This window comes from Nonomuraea muscovyensis, from assembly GCF_014207745.1.
Lineage (GTDB): Bacteria > Actinomycetota > Actinomycetes > Streptosporangiales > Streptosporangiaceae > Nonomuraea > Nonomuraea muscovyensis.
Genome location: NZ_JACHJB010000001.1, coordinates 2,814,998 through 2,841,858 on the forward strand (window position 1 = coordinate 2,814,998; position 26,861 = coordinate 2,841,858).

21 protein-coding genes and 3 pseudogenes are annotated in these 26,861 nt (G+C 67.3%); 9 read left to right on the forward strand and 15 right to left on the reverse strand.

All coding sequences use genetic code 11. The features are described 5' to 3' along the window. Positions 1-51: 51 nt before the first annotated feature. The 6 genes from FHU36_RS13365 to FHU36_RS13390 all read right to left on the reverse strand — a co-directional run bounded on the left by FHU36_RS13365 (position 52) and on the right by FHU36_RS13390 (position 8,560). Entirely contained in the window at positions 52-870 is an 819-nt protein-coding gene (locus tag FHU36_RS13365; protein ID WP_185084029.1) for a protein phosphatase 2C domain-containing protein, read from the reverse strand. A gap of 3 nt (positions 871-873) precedes the next feature. Continuing rightward, positions 874-1,713 carry a sigma factor-like helix-turn-helix DNA-binding protein gene (locus FHU36_RS13370; protein WP_185084030.1) on the reverse strand — a complete coding sequence of 280 codons (840 nt, stop codon included), beginning with the start codon at positions 1,711-1,713 and terminating at the stop codon, positions 874-876. A 412-nt stretch (positions 1,714-2,125) separates the two neighbouring features. Further along, on the reverse strand, positions 2,126-2,530 hold the full coding sequence (locus tag FHU36_RS46785; RefSeq protein ID WP_185084031.1) for an ATP-binding protein: 405 nt from the start codon (positions 2,528-2,530) through the stop codon (positions 2,126-2,128). A gap of 93 nt (positions 2,531-2,623) precedes the next feature. Continuing rightward, a complete protein-coding gene (locus FHU36_RS13380; protein ID WP_185084032.1) occupies positions 2,624-3,466 on the reverse strand; it encodes a helix-turn-helix domain-containing protein in 843 nt (280 codons plus the stop codon). A 318-nt stretch (positions 3,467-3,784) separates the two neighbouring features. Further along, the gene (locus FHU36_RS13385; protein ID WP_185084033.1) at positions 3,785-7,495 is read right to left on the reverse strand and encodes a P-loop domain-containing protein; all 3,711 of its coding nucleotides are present in this window, start codon (positions 7,493-7,495) and stop codon (positions 3,785-3,787) included. An 870-nt stretch (positions 7,496-8,365) separates the two neighbouring features. Next, positions 8,366-8,560, reverse strand: a complete 195-nt coding sequence (locus FHU36_RS13390) for a hypothetical protein (protein WP_185084034.1) — start codon at positions 8,558-8,560, stop codon at positions 8,366-8,368. A 249-nt stretch (positions 8,561-8,809) separates the two neighbouring features. Between FHU36_RS13390 and FHU36_RS13395 the strand changes: the two genes are divergently transcribed. Both FHU36_RS13395 and FHU36_RS13400 read left to right on the forward strand, forming a co-directional pair. Then, the gene (locus FHU36_RS13395; protein WP_185084035.1) at positions 8,810-9,022 is read left to right on the forward strand and encodes a hypothetical protein; all 213 of its coding nucleotides are present in this window, start codon (positions 8,810-8,812) and stop codon (positions 9,020-9,022) included. A 273-nt stretch (positions 9,023-9,295) separates the two neighbouring features. Continuing rightward, positions 9,296-9,805 carry a hypothetical protein gene (locus tag FHU36_RS13400; RefSeq protein ID WP_185084036.1) on the forward strand — a complete coding sequence of 170 codons (510 nt, stop codon included), beginning with the start codon at positions 9,296-9,298 and terminating at the stop codon, positions 9,803-9,805. A 251-nt stretch (positions 9,806-10,056) separates the two neighbouring features. On the opposite strand, the pseudogene FHU36_RS13405 reads toward FHU36_RS13400, so the two are convergent. Together FHU36_RS13405 and FHU36_RS13410 are read right to left on the reverse strand one after the other, a co-directional pair. Beyond that, positions 10,057-10,812 (reverse strand): annotated as a pseudogene (locus FHU36_RS13405) (NAD(P)H-dependent oxidoreductase); the annotation flags it as partial. Positions 10,813-10,827: 15 nt separating this feature from the next. Then, a complete protein-coding gene (locus tag FHU36_RS13410; RefSeq protein WP_185081846.1) occupies positions 10,828-12,246 on the reverse strand; it encodes an IS4 family transposase in 1,419 nt (472 codons plus the stop codon). Positions 12,247-12,529: 283 nt separating this feature from the next. Between FHU36_RS13410 and FHU36_RS13415 the strand changes: the two genes are divergently transcribed. Beyond that, positions 12,530-13,375 (forward strand): helix-turn-helix transcriptional regulator, encoded by an 846-nt coding sequence (locus tag FHU36_RS13415; RefSeq protein ID WP_185084037.1) that lies wholly within the window; start codon positions 12,530-12,532, stop codon positions 13,373-13,375. 206 nt (positions 13,376-13,581) lie between these two features. Here the strand turns inward: FHU36_RS13415 and FHU36_RS13420 are convergent, their stop codons facing one another. The 6 genes and pseudogenes from FHU36_RS13420 to FHU36_RS43490 form a co-directional block, all read right to left on the reverse strand. Beyond that, positions 13,582-13,977 (reverse strand): site-specific integrase, encoded by a 396-nt coding sequence (locus FHU36_RS13420; RefSeq protein ID WP_185084038.1) that lies wholly within the window; start codon positions 13,975-13,977, stop codon positions 13,582-13,584. Between the two features lie 43 nt (positions 13,978-14,020). After that, positions 14,021-14,182, reverse strand: coding sequence for a helix-turn-helix domain-containing protein (locus FHU36_RS46790; RefSeq protein ID WP_281394265.1), 162 nt, complete (start codon positions 14,180-14,182; stop codon positions 14,021-14,023). A gap of 72 nt (positions 14,183-14,254) precedes the next feature. Continuing rightward, a pseudogene (locus FHU36_RS46795) lies at positions 14,255-14,535 on the reverse strand (recombinase family protein); the annotation flags it as partial. A gap of 185 nt (positions 14,536-14,720) precedes the next feature. Further along, positions 14,721-15,719: a CU044_5270 family protein gene (locus FHU36_RS13435; RefSeq protein ID WP_246502033.1), complete on the reverse strand. Its 999-nt coding sequence runs from the start codon at positions 15,717-15,719 to the stop codon at positions 14,721-14,723. Further along, complete coding sequence (locus tag FHU36_RS13440; protein WP_185084040.1) at positions 15,712-16,302, reverse strand: RNA polymerase sigma factor; 591 nt, start codon at positions 16,300-16,302, stop codon at positions 15,712-15,714. The genes FHU36_RS13435 and FHU36_RS13440 overlap by 8 nt, the downstream gene beginning before the upstream one ends. 555 nt (positions 16,303-16,857) lie before the next feature. Further along, positions 16,858-17,697 (reverse strand): Tn3 family transposase, encoded by an 840-nt coding sequence (locus FHU36_RS43490; RefSeq protein WP_221495868.1) that lies wholly within the window; start codon positions 17,695-17,697, stop codon positions 16,858-16,860. Positions 17,698-17,835: 138 nt separating this feature from the next. Between FHU36_RS43490 and FHU36_RS13450 the strand changes: the two genes are divergently transcribed. Both FHU36_RS13450 and FHU36_RS46305 read left to right on the forward strand, forming a co-directional pair. Next, complete coding sequence (locus tag FHU36_RS13450) at positions 17,836-18,834, forward strand: hypothetical protein (protein ID WP_185084041.1); 999 nt, start codon at positions 17,836-17,838, stop codon at positions 18,832-18,834. A 59-nt stretch (positions 18,835-18,893) separates the two neighbouring features. After that, positions 18,894-20,903: a sensor histidine kinase gene (locus FHU36_RS46305; protein ID WP_185084042.1), complete on the forward strand. Its 2,010-nt coding sequence runs from the start codon at positions 18,894-18,896 to the stop codon at positions 20,901-20,903. Here FHU36_RS46305 and FHU36_RS13460 read toward each other — a convergent pair. Beyond that, positions 20,900-21,508, reverse strand: coding sequence for a response regulator transcription factor (locus tag FHU36_RS13460; protein WP_312891564.1), 609 nt, complete (start codon positions 21,506-21,508; stop codon positions 20,900-20,902). The two genes, FHU36_RS46305 and FHU36_RS13460, sit on opposite strands and share 4 nt — an antisense overlap. 91 nt (positions 21,509-21,599) lie before the next feature. Here FHU36_RS13460 and FHU36_RS13465 point away from each other — a divergent pair, with 91 nt between their 5' ends. The 4 genes and pseudogenes from FHU36_RS13465 to FHU36_RS47070 all read left to right on the forward strand — a co-directional run bounded on the left by FHU36_RS13465 (position 21,600) and on the right by FHU36_RS47070 (position 26,526). Next, positions 21,600-22,331 carry an ABC transporter ATP-binding protein gene (locus tag FHU36_RS13465; protein WP_185084043.1) on the forward strand — a complete coding sequence of 244 codons (732 nt, stop codon included), beginning with the start codon at positions 21,600-21,602 and terminating at the stop codon, positions 22,329-22,331. Continuing rightward, complete coding sequence (locus tag FHU36_RS13470) at positions 22,331-24,646, forward strand: FtsX-like permease family protein (protein ID WP_185084788.1); 2,316 nt, start codon at positions 22,331-22,333, stop codon at positions 24,644-24,646. Before FHU36_RS13465 ends, FHU36_RS13470 begins: the two co-directional genes overlap by 1 nt. A gap of 214 nt (positions 24,647-24,860) precedes the next feature. Beyond that, positions 24,861-25,130 (forward strand): annotated as a pseudogene (locus FHU36_RS13475) (Imm8 family immunity protein); the annotation flags it as partial. An 802-nt stretch (positions 25,131-25,932) separates the two neighbouring features. Beyond that, positions 25,933-26,526, forward strand: coding sequence for a DUF6225 family protein (locus FHU36_RS47070; RefSeq protein ID WP_512699247.1), 594 nt, complete (start codon positions 25,933-25,935; stop codon positions 26,524-26,526). Positions 26,527-26,861: the final 335 nt, after the last annotated feature.

Genomic DNA, 26,861 nt, shown 5'->3' on the forward strand with positions numbered 1-26,861 from the left:
TGTCTAGGGGGGTAAACATCAATGCCGAACGAGTCTTGCTGCCGGTCGGGCTCAGGGGCAGCAGTAGAGCGCCGTGGCGTCGTCGAAGGCCTTGCCACGAGGCCAGCGCGAGCCCTGCGGGTCCGAGTGCTCCGCTGCGCGCACTTCCTGGATGACCTGGTCAGGGCCGGACTTGTCGAGCGTGTCCAGCACTTGGCGCCACGTGCGCAGGTGGAACCGGTCGGCGAGGCGGGACACCCCGTCGCTCAGAAGCACAGCGGCCCGGATCTGATCTACGGGCATGCTGCCGGTGAGGGCCTGGTCGGCTGCCAGGGGATCGGCGGCAGCCACCCAGAAGCCGCCGTCACGGTTGCGGTAGGAGCGCAGGGTCTCGACGTAGCGCCGGTGGGCCGAGACGTGTTCGTCGGTGCCGGAGTCGAGAGCGTCCATTTCGGCCCGATGGAGTGCGCCCACTTGGGCCTCGCGATCATCACAGATGACCACGGGTTCTGACGCGCCGGCCACGTCCAGGAGGAGAACGGAGTCGGCTAGGACGAGCCATTCGAGGGCGTCGTTGGTGCGCCGAAGCATGATCACTGTTGCTGAGGGGGAGCCGGGGTGAGCCAGGTCGCAGCTTGCGTCATGGAGTGACGAGACCGTCTTGATCCCTTCGGCCAGCAGCTCGGTCAAGCTGCCGGCGCGCTGGACCATAGTGGCCAGGAGGGTTGAGCCGAGGGTGCGGGAGTACCAAGCCACGCCGTGCGAGCAGCCCGAATCTGAGCCGGCGGGAGTGCCTGCCCCGTCGAGGAGGACGGCTGCGTCAGTGGTCGCGGCGACGAAGTCCTCGTTCGGCCGGCCTGGTGCCGCTTCGGTGGCGAAGGTGACCCGCACGTCTCAGTCCTCCTCGTGTCGGTACAGCGGGCTGGCTAGTTCCGCCTTGACCGGTTCCCCGGTAGCCGGGTCGTATTCGACGCCCACGACGGTCGAGAAGCGCTTGTCGCCTACCTGCCCCCACAGCGTTGCGATCTCGGTCTGAAGGAGGTGCACCACGCCGAGCGTGCCCTGCGGGTGGATGCCAGTGAACACCAGCAGGTTGCCGTTACCGTCTGGCCGCCCGAGCCGTCCGAGGTAGGCGTAATCCACAGGGCGAGCCGGTTCGCTGTCCGATCCGGAGCGGTACACGGCGCCGGTACGGCGGTCGCGCAGCGTCCAAACGTCGTCCTTGACCCACTCCAGGACCGGATCCGACTCGTACAGCGCACCCATGACAGGGGAGAGCTTGGGGCCGCAGATCACGATGAGGTTGGGCCGGTTGACGTCGATCTCACCGCCGAGCGGTACGTGCTCCAGCTCCATCGCCAGATCGAAGCCGCGGGCGAGGTCCTCCAGCCGCTTGGCCGCCGTGACGTCCTCCATCGCGACCACGGGCCGCGCGTTGTTGGCCTCGCGCTTGAGCGGCGTGAACAAGGTGATCGCGCCCGTACCGAGGAACGCCCCTTCGGGTGCAGGACCGGTGTGCCGGATCTGATGGATACGTCCCCGCGTAAGGCCGGCCTCCTTGGCGATCTGGGCGTACGACAGTCCTTGGGCATGGAGCTCTTGGATCACGCGCCGTCGCAGCCGGGAAAGCTCGGTGACCTCCTGCTGGGCAGCGTTGAGACGCTCCGTGGCGACCCGCAGCAGTTGGAACGGGTCTTCTATCGCGGCAATGCGCTCAACGTCACTCGGCGCCATTGATCCCCCTCTGATCACTGAAGGCGAGTCTAGGCCCCTAGACGGAATGCCGTCTATCCCCCTTGACAGTACGCTTTGGACCCGTTCGCCGGTTTTTGAGCTGACCGCACGAATCGCTGACCGCCGATTGGGGACACCTCGTGGACTCACCGAGCCATGCCCGAAAGTAGCGCGAACCACGTGGCGCGAGCTTCGCCGACCCGCACGCGGTGAGTCTCGGCGGGCTGCTGCCCCTGGGTGAAACGCCGGATAAAGGCCAGTCCGCCAGACTCGCACAGTTCGTAGTGGACGCTCCGGCAGTGGCAGGTCCACGCGACCACGCGACACCGCTCGTCCTTGCCGGCGGGGTACCAGTCGAGCCGCACGCATGACGACTGCGGCAATGGAAGGTGCGGCGACAGGCAGGAACCCATCAGGCCGACACCGTCCGCGAGCTGGTGCGCAGCACAGCCCACACCGTCCGACCGTGTTCATCGCCCCACACGCCCCAGTCGACCGCCAAGTTGGCGACGAGTAGGAGGCCGCGCCCACCTTCGCCTTCAGGGTACGGCCGGAAGAGTCTGGGCGACGAAGGCCCGCCCTCATCAAGGACGCCGACCCAGAGACGATCTGTATGAGCTTGGACGCTCACCAGGAAGCGCCCGCCGAAGCGCCCGCTCGCGGAGTGACGTATCGCGTTGGTGGCCAACTCGCTGACGATGAGCTCCACGTCATCGACCGCGGGCCAGCCCCGCAGGAGTGCGGTCACGAAGCGTCGAGCCTCTGTGATGGAGGGGGCGGAGCCGAGGAAGTAGCGAGAGAAGCGCCAAGCCGACATGGCAAGCTCCGTCGTCTAGGGGGCTATACATCGGATGGCGTCAGCGTATGAGTGAGACTAGAACTAGCTCAAGCTATTCGACGCATAAATGCGTCACTTCTCCAGGCGGCCCGCCAGCTCTCGATAGTCGTCAGCCACCGACCCCAGCAGCCGGCGGAGTGCATCGCCGTACACCGCAACAGCCGCGAACGCCTCGAACGTCTCCATATGCGTGGCCAGTTCCTCGGCGTCAGTGAGCGTGACGTCACCCGTCAAGCTCTCAACCACGCTCGCCGACCCGTCATAGATCGTGAACCCATGCAGAGGAAACGCCGGCACCTGTACCGACCATGGCACAACACCGAGAGTCACATGCGAGAGCGTGGCGACCATGGAGAGGCGGTCTAGCTGAGCCAACATCAACGACGGCGGCCCCGGCCAGGTGCGAACCGCACCCTCGGTCAACAGGAACGAGAACTCTCGCACAGGATCGAACAAGACCGTCTGAGCCTCCACCCGCACCGCCGCAGCCTTCGCCGCGTCGACCTCGTCGATATCGCGGCCCACGGCAAGTGCCAGGCGGGCGTATTCGGCTGTCTGTAAGAGAGCCGGAATCATGGCTGACTGGAACGACACCACTCGATGCCCCGCGCGCACCCGAGCCGCATTGGCCGCCTCCCTGCCGGCAAGGCCGCCCTTCAGCCGAGACACCTCATAACGAAGCCGTGTGAGAAGAACATCCAGGTCGGCGCGACCATCCTCATCCAAGCCCAGGGCAGAGACCAGCCGCTCAACGGTCTCAGGCGTGGGGAGGAGCTGACCCGTCTCGATCCGAGAAATCGTAGGTTGCGCTACCTGGGCTCGCTGCGCGAGATCCTTCCCGGTCAGACCCGCGTCCTTGCGAAACCGCCGCAGCAGCTCGCCAAGCGTCCTCAGCCGATCCCGTCGCTCGTTCACACCGAGCGTTCTACCATCAGATATGCAGAGGCGATGGCACACCGATAGATAAGCACATCTTCTACAGGCTGAAGGCCGTACCGCAGCCGTCTGCAAGTCGGGGGGGTGCCAGACGGCACTGCGGCGGTCGATCGCCCCCAACTGCTGTGCACGCTAACCAGGCTGCTAAACAGGGCCCTGTAGGCGAACGAAGACCCCGCGCGAGAATTGGGAACGCTCCTACTGCGGACGGCTAAATCCTCGTATAAGCTCCGTCACTCGCTGTTCGGATTGCTGAAATATTATGCCTCAGTACTTGCTAGCGCGAATCGCAAGGCTTTAATTCCTATCCCACTGCTTCTTTGCTAGGCCGAGAACGGCCGATGGTTCGATATTGGCGATGCTTGGCAAGAGAGCGGTAGACCGGATTCTTGTCAAGCCCCACGCGATCAGACGGCTAGCTCTTTCCGTATCGGCATGAGTGGCGATCACCGCAACAGCTTCGGAGAGGGCGTCCTCGTAAGGGATGGACCGTGTAAGTCTATCGGCATGATCAAAAAGACCCGCAGCCGTCAACGCAGTGACCAGTCCGACTAGCGCCTCCGCCTGCTCGTCCGGGTCTGTGATGGAGCGGGCGAGGGTCTCGGCCTCTTGTGCGAAACGTTCGGCATGGTCGAACCGCTCTGCGGCGGCCGAAGCTTCGATCAGGTGAGTCAATGCTTGGGTGCGGGAGACTGGGTCGGTGATGGTGTGGGTGATAGTTTCGGCCTCCTGTGCAATTTCTTTGGCTTGGCTAGGCTGGCCGATGGTGGACAAAGTGACGGCCAGGTCGATGAGGGCTCGGGCTCGGGAGTACGGGCTGGTGATGGTGTGGGTGATAGTTTCGGCCTCCTGTGCAATTTCTTTGGCTTGGCTAGGCTGGCCGATGGTGGACAAAGTGACGGCCAGGTCGATGAGGGCTCGGGCTCGGGAATACGGGTGCGTTATAGAGCGGGCGACAAATGTGATCCTTTGTGTGATGCGCGGACGATAATCCAGGTCGCCTCTGGTAACGAGCTTGATGAGAGCACGAGCTCGCGAATGCGGGTCGGTGATGGAGTCTGCGAGGGTTTCGGCGTGCTCGAGGTGGCCGGCGGAGGCTTGTGCGGTGACGAGTGCGACTAGTGCTTCAGCTTTGTTGTCTGGGTCGGTGATGGAGTTTGCGAGGGTTTCGGCGTGCTCGAGGTGGCCGGCGGAGGCTTGTGCGGTGACGAGTGCGACTAGTGCTTCAGCTTTGTTGTCTGGGTCGGTGATGGAGTTTGCGAGGGTTTCGGCGTGCTCGAGGTGGCCGGCGGAGGCTTGTGCGGTGACGAGTGCGACTAGTGCTTCAGCTTTGTTGTCTGGGTCGGTGATGGAGTTTGCGAGGGTTTCGGCGTGCTCGAGGTAGCCGGCGGAGGCCAAAGCGATGACCAATTGAGTCATAGCATGGTATTGGCTGTCCGGGTTGACGATAGAGCGAGCGAGAGTTTCAGTCTCGTGAGCAATGCGCCGCCCTTCTTCAGAATGGCCTGCAGCAGCCAATGCGACTACCAGTTGGGTTAGGGCCTCCGCTTGTGAGTACAGGCTTGTGATCGAGCGGGCGATAGCTTCGGCAGTTTCTAGATGGCCTGCCGAAGCCAGGGCGACGACAAGGTCTATCAGGGCTTGGGATTGGAGGTTGGGATGGAAGATCGAGCGTGCCAGAATCTTTGCCTCTTGCGCAATACGGGCGGCGTCGTCCGGGCGCCCGGCTGAGACCAAAACGGCGACCAAATCGACCAGTGCCCGAGCGCGCGTGTCCGCGTTCGTGATAAGTCGAGTAAGATCGGTGACGTGCTCGAGCTCACTCACAGTGGCCATCGCTGGGACCAGCGCACCTAGCGCCAAGTCTCTTTGGTGCACGATGGTGATAGAGCTTGCGAGGGTCTCAGCCTTGCGCGCGACGCGCTCGGCATGATGGAATCTGCCCGCCTTTGCCAATGCGGTGACCAAGTGAATCAGAACGTATACTTGGTAGTACAGCTGCGTGATGGAGCGGGCAAGAGTCTCGACTCTGTAGCTAACGCGCTCCACATCTTGGAAATGACCAGTGTTGGCGAGTGGGGCGATCAGTTCAGTCAGCGCTCTGGCTTGAGAGCCCGGTTCGGTGATTCTAGATATGAGCGCTTCTGCCTTGCTTGCTATACGCTGCACCTGATCGAGATGGGCTGCGGTAGTAGGCAGTGCGGCTATCAGATCAGTTAGGGCCGTGGCTTGGAGGCTCGGTTCGGGAATGCTGGATATCAGCGCTTCAATCTTGGTTGCCATGCGCCGCACCTGATCGAGATGGCCTGCGGTAGCCAACGCGGCAATAAGTGCAATTAGGGCTCGTGCCTGCGATCCAGGGTCGGCGATGCTAGATGTGAGCGCCTCAGCTTTACCTGCAATTCGCTGGGCCTGATCAAGATGGCCAGTTGCGGCAAATGCGGTAAGTAGTGCGGTTAGGGCTTTGGATTCGTAGTAAGGGTCTGTTATGGAGCTGGCAACAGCTTCGGCGTCATCGAACTCGCCGGATGTTGCCAATGCATCGACAAGTCGTGTAAGGGCTTGGCCTTGAGAGTCTGAGTCGGTGATGGACCGGGCAAGCGCCTCGGCGCGAATCACATTGCCGAGCGTAATCCAAGCTGCGGGCAGCCCAATCGGGACGTTAGCATTACGATCAGCGAGGTGATCACGGGTATGGGCCAGTAGCAACATTTGATGCAAGTTGGGCCGCGGCTGTTCGCAAATGAGGCTTTGACAGGCAACGATCTCCGCCAATGCCGCGGCATCGCCGCCGCTAAGGTCAAGCATTCGATCAAGCCTAGCCTGATCCGTAGCACACGCGACCATACGGTCGAGATCGCGCTGTTCCTGGAGTAGCCGAAAGTAGCCGCGCAGTAGGTACTCGGGTGTTTCGTGCGGCCAGTGTCGATCGCGATATCGATCTGCCCAGGAGTGAATTCTGTCTCGATACTTCGTTATAGTCGGCTCGCTGAGTGCTGCCGCTGCGGCGATATTGAGCTCCTCATGAGCTAGAACAAAGGCCTTAGCTCCGTCCCTAGGTCGCCAGGTACTATCCCTACTACTAAACGAGCGTCCTGAAACTGCTCGCAGTTGTTTACTTACTGAATCTATGGGCAATTGAGTCAATTCGGCGAGGTCGTCGCGGCTCAGCCCTCCACCGGCTGCAACAACCAAGCCGAGAAGATCGCGCTCGGCTTGACTTCCATAGAGGAGATGATCCAGTTCGCGCTCAGCATCATCCCGAACCATCTGGGCAGCTGGCGAGGGGCTCAGGCGACGAACAATTGCTGGATCTCGTAGGGGATGCCATGCCGGCACATCCGAGGGAACGGGTGGATTGGGTCGACCTGCAACGACTACGCGCATCCCGTCCGGTAGCTTCGCAGGCAACAGTGCCGCAATGCTATGCATACCCGGGCCAACCTTGACTCCCCTATCTTCATCCAGTCCATCGACGACCAGAACCAAACGCTGCCCGGCTTCTCGACACGTGCGCGCCGCTTCCTTTAACAAGCGCCCGAACCATCCTCGCTGCGTAGCTTCTGTCAACAGCGCAGGCATTGGCTGGCCCAATAGGGTGGCCAATTGTTCGATCACGATGTCCAGGAATGCTGTCCGATCACTCTGCCCGGCATAGCGGGCAGTGATGAAAAACGACACCACTCGCACTCCCGGAGGAGGGTTAAGTACCAATGTGGCCATCAACGCCGACTTGCCGGCCCAAGCTGGCCCCTGCCACCAGACATAGTCGCATCCGCGTTCGTCTGTACAGAATTTGGCCAGTGCGTGCAGCTCTTCCTCTCGTCCGATCAATCGCCATGGGAATATCTGCTCTACTTGTTCGCGGTAGGCTGATTGTGCTAGAGGTAGCGGGGATATGTGGACATCGCCGTAGTGGCTTCCTGTATTGGCATAACTGCCGGGCCCGCCCGTGGCATCGCCAGTATCACGGACTGTGATCTTTGTGGGATGATCGCCTTTCATCATGTCCCAATCGTCACACTGAGACAGACTTGAACATTAATCAAGCTGTGCACCGGTGTTGGCATCGCCCCCATCAGACGCGTCGGCGTCCCCGGTTCGCTCAACTCGTAGCCGATCGGGACCACCCCTGGCCCCTGAGAAGCCTGTGTTAGCCCTCCCTCCACCGCTGACCTTGGCCTGCCCTGTATCCGCAATGTGCATGCTCTTGCTGCGTGAGGGGGTAGGCCACGCTACCCACACAGCTACTCCGAGCGCCGCAACACCGGTCAGTGCCGACACGCCAGACGCGACCTTGTCGGTTGCATCCCATCCCAGGACAGCGAAAACTGCTGCTAGAGCAGCCACCGTTACGGACGTCCCCACCAACACCCATCGCCGCGTCGTCATAACAGAATTGTCCGTGTTGCAGTGCACGATCGGCGCAGAACTTAGGGAAAAGTTGCCTACTAGATAGCTCAAGGGGGCAAACGTTGTTGCACCGCCGTCTAGGCGCACCCTCGGCGCATCGTGGACGGCCCACCCTTCATTTATGCCAGCCTCGGCAAGGCGACGAGGCTCCACCGCTGACGCGCTACCTCATCTGGTCGGCCCGCCCCCGCAGGCCTACAGTTGCGGGTTCATGCCGTGGGGTGAGACCGGCTTGGCCTCGCTCAAGTTGTGATGCAGTGCAGGTTCTGCTGCTCGAGTGGGACGGGGTATGCGCTCTGGCCTGCCCGCAATGCAGTCCATTGCCGAATTCTCCTCATGAGGGATCAAGGGCGGCGCTCCGCGCCGCCTCGCGGCCCTCCGCCGCTCGGCGGCCGGGCGTGCGGCCTGGGGGCCGGTCCCGGCCGCCGGACGGCACGGGCCGCACTGTGCCGTAGCCCAGCCGCATCAATCGCCAACGAGGTGAAGTTCGAGTGCGGCGTCTTCCCCGCAGGCGGCGGCCAAGCGCGCCACGTTCGCCAGGACGTCACGTTCGCCGGCGGTCTCTGCGAGCCCAGCGAGGTAGTCCAGCTCTGCGAGAAACTGCGGCATCTCCTCACTGGTCAGGATCAGATCGCCATATGGATCTATGCGCTCCAGCATGGGCACTCTGCTGCGCCCGCGTGCCCGCTCCACCAAGCGCACAAAGACGTCGTCCCTGTCACCCACAACAGGGCCGGCCGGAACGACTCTTCTTCGTCGAGGGCTCGTTCCAGCGCGATGCACCCTCATCAAGACCGCATCGACTCCCACACTGCTCCTCACCGTGTCTTCTCGAACAAGCAGCCTCCGGCGGGAGCACTCCGGCTCCGGGATGATCGCTACGGCTATGTTCGTCGGCGATGTCCGTAGATGGCTGAGGTGAGCCTGATCATCCCGCCCGCCATCGACCCGGGACAAGCCGAGCAGACCAGGGCCACGGGTACCAGATCGTTCGTCCGTGGGGCGCTCCATCTGGCACCCGTGGCCCTGGCCCGCTTCCCCTTCGGGCGGGTCGACGGCAGACGGGATGATCAGGACGAGGGGTGCGCGCGCCGCGCGGGGGCGACCAGGTGGCGGGCGTGATCGTCGTGCCATTAGCGTGCCATTAAGGGCGGTCAACAGCGGTCAGTCACGGTCACTCGTGGACCGTCCTCCGCACAGGTCGAGGCCGTTGTCCCTGAAGATCAGGCCGTTTTGCAAGCAGGATGTCAGCGGTTCGAATCCGCTAGGCTCCACCGCAGGTCAAAGGCCACTTCCTATGATCAGGAAGTGGCCTTTGCGCTCTCGTACAGCAGCAAAATACAGCTACACGCTCAGTCAAGGTGGCGCAGGGTCGAGCACGTCCACAATCATGCTGTGTGGCGGTACTCCGGTTATTGGCACTCGGCCTTCCTCAGCGGCGGCGTCATGACGATCCCGTTCATACGGGCTCAGCCTGGCAGTGACTTGGATCATGTCCGTCTCGATGCCCTGATCATCATGAACCTGGCTCAGCTCTTGACCGTCCCGCTCGGGTTACTGATCGGCATTGTGCTTGTCGCCAGCCGGTGGTGGACGCGCCCTCCCGGCTACGTCCTGGCTGCGGTCACGATCGTGTTCGGTGTGGTTGTAACGACGCAGGCGTGGGCCATGACGAGCTGGGCCGAAGGCCGACCTTCCGGGATCGGCGATCCAGACGGAGAGGTCGTCCTCGGGGCGCTGAACGTTCTCGCGGGCGCGTTCACGATCCTCCTCGGCGTCTCCATCGCCTTGATTCGGTGGTCTGGTTGGGAGTCGCAGGTGGCTTCGGCGCGTCAGACGTCCTCACGTAGGGCGCGACGGAGCAGGCGTAAGTCATCGGCCCACGTCAGAGGCCATTCCCCATGATCGAGGAATGGCCTCATTCACCTTCGTCGGCGCATGCGCTACGAGTCCAGATGGTCACCGAGCTTCTTGAGCGCTCGGCGCGACTCTTCGGACGAGGCTTCGCCTGTGCGAAGCCCGCCTCCTCACCCCCAGCGAGGCGGCTGCCCTCCTTTCCCAGCCGGTTCCCGACATCCCCGCACCCATCAGAAACCAACTGTGATCCACACGCCACGCACGGTCTGCCCGGGGCACGTGCCCCGGAGGAATTGTCGCTAGGGCCGCACATGCAGCCGGAAACCCGTGCAGTCTGCGGGCTCCAGCCCCTCCTTCAGATGCAGCGACGGGATTTCGTAGTCGCCGAAGTTCTGCCGCCGGAACGCGATCGGCTCGGTCGACTCCAAGGTCAGCAGCCGCTGCTCCCAGGCCTTGGCGATGTCCGGGAAGTCTTCGTCGGTGGTCCGGTCTGTGCCGTACAGCACGAACGGCGGCAGCACCTCGATCCCCGGGTAGTACAGGATCCCGTGCTGGATCGGGAACAGCAGGTCGTCGATCGGACCGTTGATCCCGCGCTCGGCGTAGTGCGACTCCGGGCCGCCGGCGGTCACTGACAGCAGTGCCCGCCTCCCCGCGAGGGTGCCCTCGCCGAAGCGCTCCCCGTACTTGATGTCACTGTGCTCGCCGACGCCGTACGCGAAGTGGTAGGTGAAGACCCGGTCGACCCAGCCCTTGAGGATCGCCGGCATCGTGTACCACCACAGAGGGAACTGGAAGATGATCATGTCAGCCCACAACAGCTTCTCCTGCTCGGCCAGGACGTCCGGAGTGAGGGCGCCGGTGTCGAAGGCCCGCCCCGAGTCCGCGGCGACTTTCAGCGGGCTCGAAGCGGACGGGCCGAAGTCCTCGGCGTCCACGGCCGCCTTCCAGCGCATCGCGTACAGATCGCTGACCCGCACCTCGTGCCCCGCCTTCTCCAGCGTGGCCACCGCCAGGTCCTTCAGCGAGCCGTTGAGCGACCTCGGCTCCGGGTGGCAACACCGTTGCGTTTACCGGCGCCGACGGGATGCAAGTCCATGGTCCATGATCTGGATCTGGACTTCGAGGGTGTAGGTCTGTGCTTGCTGGGGGTGCTTTCCCGCGTTCGGTCCGTACTTGCTGGTCGGGTTCTTGCGGCTGCGGGCCTTGACACGCTGGCGGCGTTCGGCGGGCAACAGGTCGTTCAGGACGGCTCGGCCGATCGCGCCCACGAGAGCCACCGGCTCCGGCGGGAGGATGCCGGTGGCGGTGGTGACCTGGTCTCGGGCCGTCTGGAGGAGGATGGTGAAGCTGATCCGCTCCATGACCAGACCCGGCCGGGAGGCCGCCGCGTCGGCGGCGGTGCGAATGAGGGCCTGGTAAACCGTCAGTAGCGCGTAAACCTCCTGGTCCAGGCCCGCAACGCTGCGCGAGCGCAGGACGCGGCCGTCGAGCATGGCCACCTTGATCGAGAAGTAGGTGGTCTCCACTTGCCACCTGCGGTGATAGAGGGCGACCAGTTCACCGGCGGGGTAGCGCTCGTGATCGACCAGGCTGGTGACCAGGCGCCACGGCTCACGCCGCGTGGTGCCGTCGGCGAGGGTGACAGTGATCCACGCCTCGATAACGCGGACGGGCAGCGCCCGGTAGCCCTCGCTGGCCCGGTAGACGCCGCACAGGCGGGCCAGGTAGGAGCCGTCGGGCAGGCGGCGCTGGATGGCCGGGCGGCGCCGGGCGGAGGAGCGCACCAGGAACTGCGCGCCTGTCGCGCCTACCTGGCGCAGGAACTCCACCGCGTCGAAACCGGCGTCCGCCAACAGCAGCATCGAGCGGTCCAAGCAGCCCAGCAAGCGCTGTGCGTAGGGTACTTCGCCTTGGTTCTCGGGGCCGAAACAGGCCGCGAGCACGGCCCGGGTCCCACACTCGACCACGACCAGCAGGCGCACCAGCGGGTAGCCGAACTCCAGCACGTCCCCGGATCGCTTCGGGTAGCGCCAGGTGACCTGTTCGTCGTCGGGGGCGTGCAGGTGGGTGCCGTCCAGCGCCACCGTGCGCAGTCCCCGGTAGAACGAGCCTGCCTGGCTAGGGCCGGCTACCGGCCCGGCGAGGATCTCGAACAGGCGGCGCAGCGGGGCCGCGCCGACCCGGCGTCGCGCTCGCGCGAGCGAGGAGGCGGCCGGGCACACCGGCGCGAGCTGGCCCAGAGCGGCGGTGAGCTTGCCCCAGGTCGCCCGGTAGGAGCAGTGTCCGAACAGGGCCAGGGCGAGGGTGAAGTAGACCACCACCCGGGCGGGCAGCAGCCGTAACCGCTTCTCCCGTGCCCCGGTCTCCTCCAGCACCGCATCCACCAGCGTGAAGTCGACGATCTGGGTCAGCTCGCCCAGATGTCCGGGCGCGTGGACGCCCGCGGCTGTCTCGATCGTGCGGGTGATGGCAGACTTCTCCTGCAACGGGACCCCTGGTTCTTGATCATCTTGCTCGACACAAGTGATCTACCAGAGGTCCCGTTCGTCGTGATCACCGGCTTGACGAACCGTCGGCCGAACAAACGCAACGGTGTTGCTCCGGGTGGGCATAGACGATCAGCGTCTTCATGTGAACTCCTCGAGATCGGGTGCCTCCGATCCTTCACGGCCGAGCCGCCGCCATTCAGGGGCGCCACCTCCGTCGGACCCGGCTTCCTGGTAACGGCAGTGCCACCTTCCTCGCCGTCGCCCGCGAGATACTTGACCGATGGACGATCTCGCGGGCTTCCTGCGCACCCGCCGCTCCCGGGTCGACCCGGCCGCAGTGGGCATTCCGATCGACAACCGCCGACGGGTCCAAGGGCTGCGCCGCGAAGAGGTCGCGCACCTGTCCGGGATGAGCGTCGACTACTACGTACGCCTCGAGCAGGGCCGCGCCACGCAACCCTCGGAGCAGGTACTTGACGCACTCGCCCGGGTCCTCGGGCTCGACGACACCGAACGCGGGCACCTGTACCGGCTGGCCCGGCAGCGGCGCCGGAAGGCGAAGTCGCCCACCGGGCTGCTGCGCCCGGAACTCCTGCGGGTCCTGGGCCTGATCACCGACTCTCCCGCGCTCATCGTCGACCACCGCCTCGACGCCGCCGCCGGCAACCGCCTCGCCGAACTGCTGTACGGCCGCCCCATGAAAGGGCTGAACACGGCCAGGCACATCTTCCTGGAGGAGACCGGGCGCGGCCTGTATGCCGACTGGGACCAGTGCACCCGCGACGTGGTCGGCCACCTGCGCCTGGCGGCCGGCAAGTATCCCGAGGATCCGCGCCTGGCTTCGTTGATTGGGGAGCTGGCGATGGGCAGCGAGCGCTTCCGGCGCCTCTGGGCCCGCGCGGACGTACGCGCACGGACCCACGGACGCAAGGCCTACCGACACCCCCTGGTCGGGGAGCTGGAACTGCATCAGGAGAACTTCCCGCTGCCGGATGAATCCGGCCTGGAGCTGCTGGTGCTCTCTGCGGCCCCCGGCAGCCCCACCGCGGACGCCCTGCGGCTCCTGGCCAGCCTGCACGCTGATAGTAGCGCGTGTCCCATCGCCCAACCGCAGCCGAGCAGGTAACACGACAACTACCGGCCATGGCGTGGGTCGGGCCGGTCCCGGACGGCGGCGGGACACCGGACCGGACGCCGCACGCCTGCTGCGCCGTCCGGACCGAACGCACCGACCATGGTTGCCGCGCCGCCGCACAGACGAAGCTCTCACGATCGTCACGGCATGGCTGGCCCGCGTGCCATTAGCGTGCCAATAAGGGCGGTCAGCAGCGGTCAGTCACGGTCACTCGCGGACCGTCCTTCGCGCAGGTGGAAGCCGTTGCCCGTGAAGATCCGGCCGTTTTTTGCAAGCAGGATGTTGTGGACGTCGAGAGCCACAGGCAAGGATGCGCAGGTCTTGCGGGTTGCGTGGACGTGGACCTTGCTAACGCCGGCCTTGTCGCAGGCGCCTGCGAAGCTGCGGCGGAAGTTGGACTGCTCCACCGGTCGGCCGCTGGCGGTGGTGAAGACGAGGCCGGTCTCGTGCCAGTTCTCGCCTGCTGCTTCTCGGGCGGCGTCGCGTGCCGTCGCAGCCGACGATGAGAGGCAGTGATCCGCCCGGGCCACCGCAACGGCCACTGCACCACCGCCGTCAAGACCACCACCGGGCCGGTCACCATCGGGTGCCACCGGAATACGGCAGAAACGGGCCGCGGGACGGCAGAGCCGCTGCTCAGCGCTGGGCCAGCGCCTCGTAGGCAGTGGAGCGGCCGATCTTGAGGGTGCGGGCGGCCTCGGTGACCGAGACGCCGTCGTCGACCAGGCGGCGCAGTGTGGCCAGTTCGGCGGGGCCGATAGCGCGGGGCCGGCCGGTCTTCTTCTTGCCGGGCAGCATGGCACCGGTGGCCTCGCGGCGCTTGGCGGTGGCGATCCCCTCGGCCTGGCGCTCGGCGCGCAGCTCCAGCTCGCACTCCGCGGCAGCGGCCAGGACCGCGAACATGAACCGGCCCTCCTTGGTGCCCGGATCGAAGTTCTCCGTCAGCGACACCACCGTGATGCCGCGGTCGGGGAGATCATTGACCGTGGTCAGCACGTGCCCCGCCGAGCGGCCCCACCGGTCGGACTTCCAGAACTTCAGGGCGTCGCCGCCTGCGGCAGCGCCAGGAGCGCCTCCCACTCCGGCCGCGCGACACCGCGCTTGCTCGACTCCTTCTCCATGACCGACTCGTCGTAGCCGCTGGCCGCCAGGGCATCAAGCTGAAGCTGCGGGTTCTGGTCACGCGTCGAGACTCGTGCGTATGCCTAGACGGTCATCAGCCACCCTCTCGGCGATGTCCAGAAACGTCCACTTTTCCAGACGATACGGCAGTCGTGATGCGTCGATCGGGCAGACGGTCCCTGCCATGCCGCCTGCCCGAGCCTCGTCGCGCCGTCTACTCCACGATCGGCGCGCCGTCGGCGACGCTCACCTTCAACTGCGCGCTCGACGACACCACGCTTCCCACCGGAGCATTGGCCAGCTTCGCATCCACGACCACCCCCCGGCGGCCGAGATAGTCATACGTCTTCCGGTCGAAGATGTACTCCTCCCTGACCCCCATGGGCGACACCATCGCCGCCGCGATGCCCGTACGCCCCGCGGCGTCCTGCGCCTCCTTCACCGTCACCACCCCGGGAATCGTGGCCGCCGCGCGGAAGAGCGCGGCCCGCTGCGCGGCGGGCAGATAGGACTCCTGGAGCAGCCCGCCGACCCTGCCCCACGCCTCGTAGTCCTGCAACCCGTCGAAGGGCACCTGCGTGTAGAGGTGCCTGCGCATGCCCTCGGTATCGGTCGGCAGCTTGCTGACGTAGGCGTAGTCGTTGCGCATGAACTCGGGGCGATCGTCGAAGTCAGCGGCCCGTTCAGGACGACTGGGCTTGCCCACCTGCTCCTGCTCCCACTGTGCCAGCGGCGGGAGCATGTGCCCCGGATACGGCAGAGGCGCCAAGATCTCATTCTGCAGGAACGCCTTAACCGAACTGCCCTCGACCGGCTGCCAGAACGTGCGCCTGGCACGCGACAGCCAGATCTGCCCTTCCCCTTCGGCCGAGTTCATGGTCTCCGACTGGTAGACGAGGAACTGGCCGGGCCTGGGATGCAGCTCCGGGCGGCTGCCGGCGTGCTCGGCCGCCCGCGTCAGCACCTCCACGGCCGCGACCGTGCGGATCAGCGGCGGGGGCGGCGTCGGGGCGGGCTGGTTCTGGACAAGGAACACCGCCACTCCCACCGCGGCCGCCAGACCTCCTGCCAATGCGGCGCGCAGTCCGAGGCGGCGAAAATTGGGGCGCGCCGGCGCCGACATGCCGGCCATCAGGCGTTCCGCCTCGGCCCGCAGGTCCTCCTGCACAGGGACCTCGGAGCGGAAGTTGTTGAGCTGGGCCAGGTCATCCATGGCGAACCTCCTCGATGACGAGTGCTGTGGGGTCGGTCCCGCCCAGTTCCTCGCGGATCTTGGTACGGGCGCGGTTGATGCGTGAGCGGACCGTTCCGACGCGGATGCCGAGCGCCTCGGCGGCTTCGGCGTAACTCAGGCCGCCCCAGGTCACCAGGAGCAGCACGTCGCGATGCCCAGCGGGCAGCGCGACAAGCGCGGCGGCCAGGCGCTGTTGTACGGCCTGGGCGCTCAGCCGCTCGTCGCTGCGCGGGGTGAAGGGTTCGGTGACCGGGTCCACACCGGTGCGGACCAGGAGGTTCAGCTGTCTGGCCTCGGTGCGCTTGTGGCGGCCGATGAGGTTGGTGGCGATGCCGTACAGCCAGGGCAGGGCGTTGTGCCTGGCCAGGTCATATCGGCCGCGCTGGTGGAAGGCGGCGAGAAAGGTTTCCGCCACCACGTCCTCGGCGACGTCGAGGCCGAGGCGGCGGATGACGAATCTCTTGATCTCGGCCGCGTGCCTGCGGAAGATCTCTCCGAACACCTCGGGCTCCTGCCGGGACCGCGCGATGACGGCGGAATCGGCGGGGCTAGTTTCTGACATGCTCTGGCCTCTCGGCTCACGGATGGAACACCCCTACTTGCCCGCCCGCAGCCGACCGGTTCCCGCCATCAGGTCCAGACCTGGCCCAAGAGAATGTCGGAGACCTTGACGCCCAGCGTAGCCAGCTCGTCCCCGATCCGATCGACGGGCGGCAAGTCCGTGGCCTCGCGCCGTGCGTCTGCTGGTCAAGCAGCTCGGCGGCCCAGGAGGAAACACTCGGGGACTTGCCGATTTCGATGGACAGGTCGAGGCCGAGCACGTGGTTCAGGTACGGGAACGACTCGAACTTGGCGTCGGCGAGACCTTGGGGCCCGCGTCCAGCTGCCGAAGGATCCGCAACGCCGCGGGGGGTGTCGAGGTCGTCGTCGAAGGAGTCCTGGATGCAACGATCCGCCACCACAAGAAGAGGACTCAACCTTGGGAAGCCGCGTACACAGTTCCGCGATCGATCTCGGGCGCGTCCGAGAAGGTGTACCTTTCTGGACACTCCAGCGACCAGGCACGATGCCGTCCAGAAACCCCTATCCCGAAAGTCGGCCACCACCGCCGTTCCCGTCACGGGGCAAACAGGACGCGGGACTCAAGATCCCACACTCCACAGGGTATGAAGTGGCTGAACAGGGCAACGTAGGTGTTCGAGATGTGCCGGTACGCGAGACCTCCGTAGCCTCCGTAGCGGATGTGGGACTCAGCGAGCAGGTTGTTCTCCCACGTCTCGACTTGGGAGCCGTCCGCGGCCACAGCCTTGCCGTCACCCCACACCGAGGCGATGTCGAGCTGGTTGAACGCGTTGATCACCGTGGTGGAGGCTTTGGCGATCTTCTCGCTGGTGGCGTGCTCGTGCGCGGCCAAAGCGAGCTCGGCGGCGCTGGCCTTGCCCCGCATGTGCGCGGCGACCTGGGCCGGGCCAAGCAGAGTGCCGTGGGTGAACACCGTGAGCACATACCGGCCGAGCGCTTCCTCGATCTTCGGGTCGGAGCCGGAGGCAGGCCCGAAGTGATGGTGCCATCCCAGCTGGTAGGCAATGCGCAAGCGGGACCTGCGCCGGTTGCGTGACACCCTGACGGCGATGGGTTGACGTTCCGCCTCGCGGCGGGTGGGCAACGTGGTGGGGCTGGGGAAGGCGGACTGCGCCTTGGCCTGGTCCAGGCGGGTGCTGTAGACGTTCACCACCAGGTCGACACGCCGAGGGGCCGCACGCTCGAAGGTGACGGCGATGCCATCGGCGTCCTCGACCAGGCTGGTGATCGAGTCGCCGAACACGTACTCCACCTCGCCCTTGGTGGCCTCGTACAGCAGGCGGGCCAGGTCGCCGCGCATCACCTCGTCGTCACCGGCGGCGCGCATCCCGATCAGGTCGGGACCGAGGAAGCGCCCGTCCGTCACCATGGCCATCCACATGCACCAGGGAAGGGACTGACACTCCTCAGATGTCTGGTTCGTGACGACGTCATGCCTGGTCGATGATCGCGTCTCTGGTTGGCGGGGCCGCTGACCAGCAGGGTTGTACTCAGTCGATGTGAAGGAGTCGTCATGAGTGCCCTGCTCCAGCGCCGGGAACTTCGGAAGGTCACGTCCTCGTGGCACAAACCGCTCGCCTACTGCGCGGCGGCGATGGCGGTGCTGGCCCTGGTCAGCGCGCTGGGCCTCGTGGTCGACGGGCGGACGCTCATGGGGCAGGGCGTGTGGCTGAAGCCGTTCAAGTTCGCGGTCTCGTTCAGCCTCTACGCGATCACGCTGGCCTGGATGATCGCTCAAGGGGGGCGCTGGCGGCGGACGCTGTGGTGGCTGGGCACCGTGGCGGTGGGCGGCTTCGTCACCCCCGAGATCGCGGCCATCACCTTCCAGGCGGCGCGCGGCGTGCCCAGTCACTTCAACTTTTCCACCGGGCTGGACACCACCGTGTTCATGGTCATGGGCGGGGCCGCGTACCTGGGCTGGCTGCTGACCTTCGCGATGGGGGTATTCCTGGTGGCGCAGCGGCGGGTGGACAGGGCGATGGCATGGGCCATCCCGCTCGGGCTGATCATCTCGCTGGCCGGCATGTCCGTCGGCTACCTGATGACCGCCCCCACGTCGGACCAGGCGGAGCAACTGGCCAGGGGGCTGAGCCTGACCACGATCGGCGCGCACAGCGTCGGCGCGCCCGACGGCGGGGCGAGCATGGCGGTCACCGGGTGGGAGACCGGTTCGGGTGACCTTCGGGTGGCGCACTTCGTCGGTCTCCACGCGCTGCAGGTGATCCCGCTGGTCGCGATCGGGCTGCGCCTGCTGGCCGGCCGCCTCCCCGTCCTGTCGGGGGCCGCTGCCCGCACGGCCCTGGTGATCGTCGCGGCGTTCGGGTACGCGGGGCTCACCGGGCTGGTGCTGTGGCAGGCGCAGCGCGGACAGGCGCTCCTTCACCCCGACGCCCTGACGCTTCAGGCCGCGCTCGGTCTGTGCGGGCTGGTCGCCGCGTGTGTGGCCCTGATCCTGGCCGTGTCCGCCCGGCGGGTGCCTGGGCTCCGGGTCCGGGCGTTCGCCGAGCGGTGATCCCCCGCACCCGGCCTCCCGAGGCCCTGTCGCTGGAGGGCCTCTTCTAGGCTGCACGGGTGCACAAGCAGGCGAAACTGATCGTCGCCGTCGTGTTCGCCGGCTTCGCGAGCGTCTACGTGGTGGCCGGGGCGCCCTCGGCGGTGGCCGTGTTCGCGGTGCAGGTGCTCTTCACCCTGCGGCGTTGGTGGTGGCTGGTGCCGGTTCAGGCCGTCCTGGCGTACGGGTCGGTGCTGGTGTTCGGCTCCTCGGTGGGCATCCTGGGCTTCGTGGGCGGCTCGCTGCTGCTGACCCCGCTCTGGCCGCTCGCTCCGGCGGTGGTGGCGAGCGCCGCGCTGCTCGGGCCTCTCGACCCGGTGATCAGCATGGTGCTGATCTCGCTGGTCGTGTACGGCCTGACCAGGATGATCGACCGGATCGACGAGGTGAACGCGGCCCGGCTGTCGCTGGCGGTGACGGCGGCGGCCGAGGAGCGGCTGCGCATCGCCGCCGAGTTGAGCGCGGGCCTGGGACGGGCGCTGTCCACGATCGCCGAGAGCGCGCGTACCGGAACTCCTGACGTGGAGACGGCGCGTCGCTCGCTGGCCGAGGCCAGGGCGGCGGCGGCGAGTTACCGGGCCATGTCCCTGGCCCCCGAGATCACCACCGCCAGGGCCATGCTGACCGCCGCGGGCGTCGCCGTGGACGTGCGCGTGAGCCACGCCGAGCCGCTCGGACCGGCGGGCGCGCTCCTGGCGGCCGTGCTCAGGGAGGCCGTGACGGACATCGTCCGGAGGTCCACGGCCACCGTCTGCCGCATCGAGACGTTCACCGAGGGCGCCGCGGTATGGCTGCGGGTCTCCGACGACGGCGCGCGGACGGCCGGCGACGAGAACCTCGGCGACCTGCCGGAGCAGATCGAGAAGGCGGGCGGCACGCTCACCGTCGGGCTCACGGGGGACGCCCGGATGACCGTGGAGGCGGCCCTGCCCGTCACGCGCCCGCCCGTCCAGCCGGCCCGCGACAGCGCCCTGGCGATCGCGTTGCTGACGGCCGTGCTGGTGGGGTTCTCGGTGAAGGCGCTGCTCGCGGCCGGCTCGCTGTGGCCGGTGGCACTGCTGGCCGTCATCGTCGTCATGCAGGTGCGATCGGTCGAGGGCCGTCATCCCGTGGCTCTGTCGATCATGGGGCTGCTGACGTTCGCCCCGATCCCGCTGTTCGGGCAGGCATGGCTGGGGGTGGCGGGATTCCTGGCGGGGCCGATCCTCCTGGCCTTCCCGTGGGCGGTGGCGCTCCTGTCGGTGGCGGCGATCGTGGGGGTCGTGGCGGTCTCGGGCGTGCTGCTCGCCCTGCCGGTCCCGCTGACCGTGAACTACGCGATCAGCACGGTGGTGAGCGGCCTGGTCGTGTACGGGCTGCTCAGCCTGGCCCGGATGGCCAGGGAACTGCGCGAGTCGAGGGACGGGCTGGCCCGCGCGGCCGTCGTCGAGGAACGGCTGCGAGCCGCCCGCGACCTGCACGACCTTCTCGGGCACACCCTGGCCGCGATCCTGCTCAAGTGCGAGCTCGCCCGCAGGCTCGACGCCGAGCGCGCGCGCAAGGAGCTCCAGGACGTCCTGACGATGACCGAGCGGGCCATGGAGGACCTGCGGACGGTGTCGGGCAGGCACGGCGAGCTGTCGCTGACCGCGGAGGCGGAGTCGGCCCGCGCGCTGCTGTCCACCGCGGGTGTCGAGGTCGAGCTCGACCTGGGCCACGACGCCCTCGGCCGGGACGTGGAGACCACGCTCGGCGTCGTGCTCAGGGAGGCGGTCACCAACGTGCTGCGGCACAGCTCGGCTCGCCGCTGCGTGATCATGACCTCCGTGCGGGACGGCCTCGTACGGCTGAGCGTACGCAACGACGGCGTGCGCTCCGCGAAGGGCCGCCACGGCTCGGCCGGGATCGGCAACCTCACCACCCGGCTGGCCGCGCTCGACGGGCGGCTGGACGTCACCCACGAGGACGGCTGGTTCGAGCTGACGGCCGAGGCCCCGACGCTCACCTGGGCCCCCGTCCCGAGCCGCCCCGCCCAGAGCCGGCCCAGCTAGATCCAGCCCGCCTCGGAGGCGATGCGCACGGCGTCGGTGCGGTTGCGGGCGTTGAGCTTGGTCACGATCGTGGTGATGTAGTTGCGTACGGTGCCCGCGCTGAGGAAGAGCCGCCCGGCGATCTCGGGCGGTTCGGACCCCTCGGCGACCAGCCGCAGGACGTCGGCCTCCCGCGAGGTGAGCGGATTGTCGGCCAGGTCCCACGCGGTGACGGCGAGCGAGGGGTCGAGGACCCGTTCGCCCCGCGCCACCTTCCTGATCGCGGACGCCAGCTCCTCCGGCGAGGCGGTCTTCAGCATGAAGCCGTCCACCTGGGAGGCGAGCGCCCGCCGGAGGTGGCCGGGCTTGCCGTGGCCGGTGAGCATGAGCGTGCGGCAGCCCGGCGACCTGGTGCGCAGCTGCGCGGCGGCGTCGAGGCCGTCGATCGCGCCGGGCATGTCGATGTCCAGGACGGCGACGTCCGGCCGGTGCACCAGGGCGGCGGCCACCGCCGCGTCCCCGGACTCGACCGCCTCCACGATCTCGATGTCGGGTTCGAGGCTGAGCAGGGTCACGAGCGCTTCCCTGATGACGTGCTGGTCCTCGGCCAGGAGCATACGAATCACCTGACCATTATGTCCGGATCATGATGACGTCATAGCGAGGTCGTGAGCGGCTCTCTGGCGGCTGAAAACGCAGATCAGCAGGCTTGGAGCCATGACAGAAGCAGTGCGGTTGGACGCGGTGAGCAAGGTGTACGGCAGGGGCCGGGGCGCGGTGGCGGCCCTGCGCGAGGTGTCGGTCGGCATCCCGCGGGGCACCTTCACCGCCGTCATGGGCCCCTCCGGCTCCGGCAAGAGCACGTTCCTGCATTGCGCGGCCGGGCTGGACGTCCCCAGCTCGGGATCGGTACGGCTGGGCGGCACCGACCTGGCGGGCATGGACGAGAACGCGCTGACCGAGCTGCGGCGGCGCCGGGTCGGCTTCGTGTTCCAGGCGTTCAACCTGGTCTCCGCGTTGACCGTGACCGAGAACATCACGCTGCCGCTCAGGCTGGCCGGCGCCCGGATCGACCGGCCCTGGCTGGACGAGGTCGTGCACAGGGTGGGGCTCGGAGGGCGTACCGGGCATCGTCCCGCCGAGCTGTCCGGCGGCCAGCAGCAGCGTGTGGCGATCGCCAGGGCGCTGGTGACCAGGCCGGAGGTGGTGTTCGGCGATGAGCCGACCGGCGCGCTGGACACCATGACCGCCCGCGACGTCCTGACCCTGCTGCGGGAGGTGGTCTCGGCGCTCGGCCAGACCGTGGTGATGGTGACCCACGACCCGGTGGCCGCCGCGTACGCCGACACCGTGCTCTTCCTGGCCGACGGCCGGATCGTGGACGCGATGCCGGCCCCGAGCGCCGACAAGGTCGCCGAGCGGATGACCCGGCTGGGGGCGTGGAAGTGATGATCTCCTTCGCGTTGAAGACGATCGGCCGGCGCAAGGCGGGGTTCGCCGGCGCCTTCGTGGCCCTGTTCTGCGCGGCCGCGCTGGTCACCGCCTGCGGGATGCTGCTGGAGACGGGGCTGCGCGGCGCGGTGGCGCCCGAGCGGTACGCCGGCGCCCCCGTCATCGTGGCGGGCGACCAGTACGTCAGGCAGACCAAGGAGAGCGGCAAGGAGAAGGCCAAGCTCCTCTCTGAGCTCCGGTGGATCCCGGCGTCCCTCTCCGAGGAGATTCGGCGCGTCCCCGGCGTCACGAAGGTGGTCACCGAGGTGACCTTCCCCTACTCCGGGTACACCGCCCACGGCTGGGAGTCAGCCGCGCTCACTCCGTTCACGCTCGCCAGGGGCCGTCCTCCCAGGGCGGCGGGCGAGGTCGTCGTGGACGCGCGCCACTCCGGCAGGGCGATCCCCGGCCACCGCGTGGTGGGGGTGACCGCGCAGGCCCTGCCGGGCCAGGACACGATCTTCTTCGCCACCGGCGAGGCTCGCCGCCTGGCCGGGCGCGACGGGCTGGTGACGGCGATCGGCGTCTGGCCCGCGGTCGGCGTCGCCGTCGAGGGCGCCGTGGCCTACACCGGCGACGAGCGGGGCGCGGTCGAGTTCCCCGAGGCGGAAGGCTCCCGGGTCAAGCTCGTCAGCCTGGGCGGCGCGCTCGGCGGCACTGCGCTGCTGGTGGCGATCCTCGTCGTGGTGGGCACGTTCGCCCTGTCCATGCAGGAGCGCCGGCGCGAGATCGCCCTGCTGCGGGCCGTCGGCGCCCTGCCGCGGCAGATCAGGCAGCTCGTTGGCGGGGAGGCCCTGCTGGTCAGCGTGGCCGCCGGGCTGCTCGGCTCGGGGGCCGGGGTCCTGCTCGGGTTCTGGCTGCGGTCGAGGTTCGTCGAGCTGGGCGCCATGCCCGCGAACCTGCGGCTGGTGGTCAGCCCGTTCCCCGCGATCGTCGCGGTGCTGACCACTCTGGTGGCCGCGTGGGTGGCGGCGCGGGTCTCCGCCCGCCGTACCGTGCGGATCAGGCCGGTGGAGGCGCTGGGAGAGACGGCGATGCCCGGCACCCGGCTCCCGGTGGTGCGGCTGGTCGCGGGCCTGCTCGCCGTCGCCGGCGGCGTGGTGCTGACGATCGTGCTGTCCGGCCTGAACACGGAGGCGGCGTCCAGCCCGGTCACCATGCTGACCGCGCTGGTGTGGACGGTCGCGGTCGCCCTGCTCGGGCCGGTCGCCGCGCGGGCGGTGACGGCGCTGCCGTTGCGGGCGCCCGGCGTGGCCGGCTACCTGGCGCGGAAGAACCTGCTCGCCGGGCCCGTACGGCTGGCCTCGGTGATCACGCCGTTGACCCTGATGACGGCGATGACGTGCACGATCCTGTTCGTTCCGGCCACGATGGGGCACGCCGCCCAGCGCGAGGTGGCCGCGGGCATCAAGGCGGACCACGTGCTCGCCCCGGGCGCGTCCCCGGCCGCCGTGCGCGGGGTTCCCGGCGTGCGCGCGGTGACCGAAGTGCTGCGCACCTCGGTCAGGATCGACCTCGAGAAGTACGCCGCCCAGGCCGTCACACTCGACGGCCTTGACCGGACGATGGACCTGGGCGTGGTGGCGGGCTCGCTGGACGGTTTCGGCGACACGTCGGCGGCGATCAGCCGCACCGCCGCGTCGAGGCTGGACGTGAGTGTCGGCGACAGGCTCTCCCTGGTGCTCGGCGACGGCACGCCGGTCGAGGTGCGGATCGTCGCGGTCTACTCCCGCGGCCTGGGCTTCGGCGACCTGACCCTCTCGCACGGGCTCGTCGCGGGCCACGTGGACGATCCCCGCGGCACCCTCCTGGTGGCCGGCGGCGCGCGCGACGCGCTTCCCGCCGGGACCGCTCCCGGACATGAACCGGCTGGCTCCGCCGACGCGGCGGTCGCGTACGTCGCCATGGGGCTGATCGTCGCCTTCTGCGCGATCGCCGTGGTCAACACTCTGGCGATGTCCACCCTCTCCCGCTCGCGCGAGCTCGCCCTGCTGCGCGTGGTGGGCACGACGCGGCGGCAGGCGGCCCGGATGCTGTGCGCGGAGACGCTGACGGCCCTGTTCGTCGCCGTGGCCATCGGCACGCTGGTCTCGCTGGTCACACTCGCGGCGTTCAGCAGGGGGATGACGGGGTCGGTGCTGCCGCACGTGCCGCCGCTGACGTACGCCGGGGTGATCGCCGCCGTGGCCGTGCTGGCGCTGACCGCCACCGCAGTCCCGGCCAGGTTCGCCCTGCGCCCCCGACCGGCCGATGCGCTCGGCGCCCGCGAGTGACCCCCGGGGCCTTCACGTCCGGAGTGTCATCCGAAGAGCCCGAGTGCGTCGCGGATGGCCAGGCGGCCGTACGTGAGCTCTCCGGTGACACGGTCGTGACGGGACGGCGCACGCAAAGGCGATCATTGACGCCATGCGCACACGACCGGACGGCTTCCGCTGAGTCGATCTCGACAGGGGGCGGAGTGACTGGGACTCGGCTCACGCCTGTGAACTCCTGGAGACGGAGATCGGCCCCCAGGGCGGCTCTAACTCGGACATCTTCCACGTCACCGTCTGCACCCCGTCGGCCCTGGCGGAGCGGCTCCAGCGCCACCCCTTCCTCATCGGCCGGCACTGGCTCTTCGTGCCGGAACTCCACCCTGACACGGTGACCGCCTGGCTGGCCGACCGGATCGCTGTACTGGAGGCGCCGACGTGGGAGGAGCTGGCCGAGAGGATCGGCCGCATCGGGGCCTGGGAGTTCGAGGATGACGACGGCTGAGCTTTGCCAGAGCAACGAGGTCGCACGCCGGTTGCTGTACAGCAGCTCGGCACAGTAACGCCGACGCACAGCAGCACGCTTCACCCGCCATCATCTACTGCTTGACCAGGAGAGAGGCCGCTTGGCGTCGGGACTGGCTCCCGTTTGCATGCAGGATGTCAGCGGTGCGAATCCGCTAGGCTCCACCGCAGGTCAAAGGCCACTTCTCATGATCGGGAAGTGGCCTTTTCAATCTCGCTCAGGCTGGGGTTGCCGCGCCGCCTCAGACCGTCCTCCACGTCTGTCTCTAGATGGTCCGGTCCTCAAACAGGCGCCGTCGTTGCCACCATGCCCAGTCGGAATCGGGCGACGCAGGCGGAGCTGGTGTGGTTCGACGGAGGTAATAGCGGTCAACGGGGAGAACCAAGGCGTAGAGATGCGGTGCGGCCCACGGCGGCAAGGCCATGAGAACCTTTTGAAGCCGCCGGCGGGGCGCATCTCCAGTGCACTCATCGCACTCGCACCTGCCGAAGATGCGGTCGGCGGTCCCGACCAGGGCCGCCCCCTGCCAAGCCACCAGGGCCGCCGCCACCGAACCCGGCCACATCCGGGTGTGTTCGAGGGCGATCACCGCGGCCATGGGACGACGGCCGAGCCCGGGAACATGATGAATCAAGGCTCTGTGGGATCCGCACCCCGACCCTCGCGTACGGACCTCCGAAGGGCGCCTACGCGGCATGACCCTTTCTGGTCGAAGTCATGAGCATGATGATCGCATGCCAAGAGCATGACCTCCAGCTGCCTGATCGCTCGAGACAGAACCATGCCTCCGGCGGGGGCGCTCCGGCTTCGGGATAATCGCCGCGCCGGGTGCCAAGACCGTAGATGGCTGAGGTGGAAGTTGATCATCCAGCCCGCCATCGACCCGGGACAAGCCGAGCAGACCAGGGCCACGGGTACCAGATCGTTCGTCCGTGGGTGCTCCATCTGGCACCCGTGGCCCTGGCCTGCTTCCCCTTCGGGCGGGTCGACGGCGGACGGGACGATCAGCCGGGCGAGCGTGCGCAGGTGCGCAACCTCATGCCATCCTGCGGCCATGCTGACCGTGCGTGCACTTCGTGACTACCTGGAAGGGCTTCCAGACGAAACCCCCGTCGTGATCGATGTCCACGACGGAGACAATTGGTCGCTTCGCGTCGAGAACGTCGAGGTCACGACCGCACAAGACGTGACTGAAGGCGGTGACCCGCACGAGGGCATCGAAGTCGAGATCTTCTGGCAACCCGGCGGGCACGGCTGGACCATGAACGGCCCCTCCAAGACACTCTTCACGCTGGATGAGATGACCGAGGTGATCTCTGAATGCGTTGCTCTCCGGCAGCAACTCGACGCCCTTCGTTCCAGCGCGGGATCTTGATCGTCGTGCCATTAGCGTGCCATCAAGGGCGGTCAGCAACGGTCAGTCACGGTCACTCGAGGGGCTCCCATCGCGCAGGTCGAGGCCGTTGTCCTTGATGATCAGGCCGTTTCGCGAGCAGGATGTCAGCGGTTCGAATCCGCTAGGCTCCACACACCCGAAAGCCCAGGTCAACGGCCTGGGCTTTCGGCTTGTGTTGGGGCTGTTTTCAGGGGCGTGCCCGATGGGTCCTTGGTGAGTGCGCCGCGGGCCAACTCGTCGAGCTTGCGGGCTACCTCGCGTTGTCTCTCGTCGGTGGAGTGCTGGTGGATGAGGGCTGCCCGGGTGCTGGGGTG

Excerpts from the sequence above, each read along its gene's own strand:
- FHU36_RS13370 (WP_185084030.1), bottom strand. The coding sequence starts at position 1,713 with ATGGCGCCGAGTGACGTTGAGCGCATTGCCGCGATAGAAGACCCGTTC.
- FHU36_RS46785 (WP_185084031.1), bottom strand. The coding sequence starts at position 2,530 with ATGTCGGCTTGGCGCTTCTCTCGCTACTTCCTCGGCTCCGCCCCCTCC.
- FHU36_RS13385 (WP_185084033.1), bottom strand. The coding sequence starts at position 7,495 with ATGATGAAAGGCGATCATCCCACAAAGATCACAGTCCGTGATACTGGC.
- FHU36_RS13390 (WP_185084034.1), bottom strand. The coding sequence starts at position 8,560 with ATGCTGGAGCGCATAGATCCATATGGCGATCTGATCCTGACCAGTGAG.
- FHU36_RS13395 (WP_185084035.1), top strand. The coding sequence starts at position 8,810 with ATGGCTGAGGTGAGCCTGATCATCCCGCCCGCCATCGACCCGGGACAA.
- FHU36_RS13415 (WP_185084037.1), top strand. The coding sequence starts at position 12,530 with ATGGACGATCTCGCGGGCTTCCTGCGCACCCGCCGCTCCCGGGTCGAC.
- FHU36_RS46790 (WP_281394265.1), bottom strand. The coding sequence starts at position 14,182 with ATGCTGCCCGGCAAGAAGAAGACCGGCCGGCCCCGCGCTATCGGCCCC.
- FHU36_RS13435 (WP_246502033.1), bottom strand. The coding sequence starts at position 15,719 with ATGGATGACCTGGCCCAGCTCAACAACTTCCGCTCCGAGGTCCCTGTG.
- FHU36_RS13440 (WP_185084040.1), bottom strand. The coding sequence starts at position 16,302 with ATGTCAGAAACTAGCCCCGCCGATTCCGCCGTCATCGCGCGGTCCCGG.
- FHU36_RS43490 (WP_221495868.1), bottom strand. The coding sequence starts at position 17,697 with ATGGCCATGGTGACGGACGGGCGCTTCCTCGGTCCCGACCTGATCGGG.
- FHU36_RS13450 (WP_185084041.1), top strand. The coding sequence starts at position 17,836 with ATGAGTGCCCTGCTCCAGCGCCGGGAACTTCGGAAGGTCACGTCCTCG.
- FHU36_RS13465 (WP_185084043.1), top strand. The coding sequence starts at position 21,600 with ATGACAGAAGCAGTGCGGTTGGACGCGGTGAGCAAGGTGTACGGCAGG.
- FHU36_RS13470 (WP_185084788.1), top strand. The coding sequence starts at position 22,331 with ATGATCTCCTTCGCGTTGAAGACGATCGGCCGGCGCAAGGCGGGGTTC.
- FHU36_RS47070 (WP_512699247.1), top strand. The coding sequence starts at position 25,933 with ATGCCTCCGGCGGGGGCGCTCCGGCTTCGGGATAATCGCCGCGCCGGG.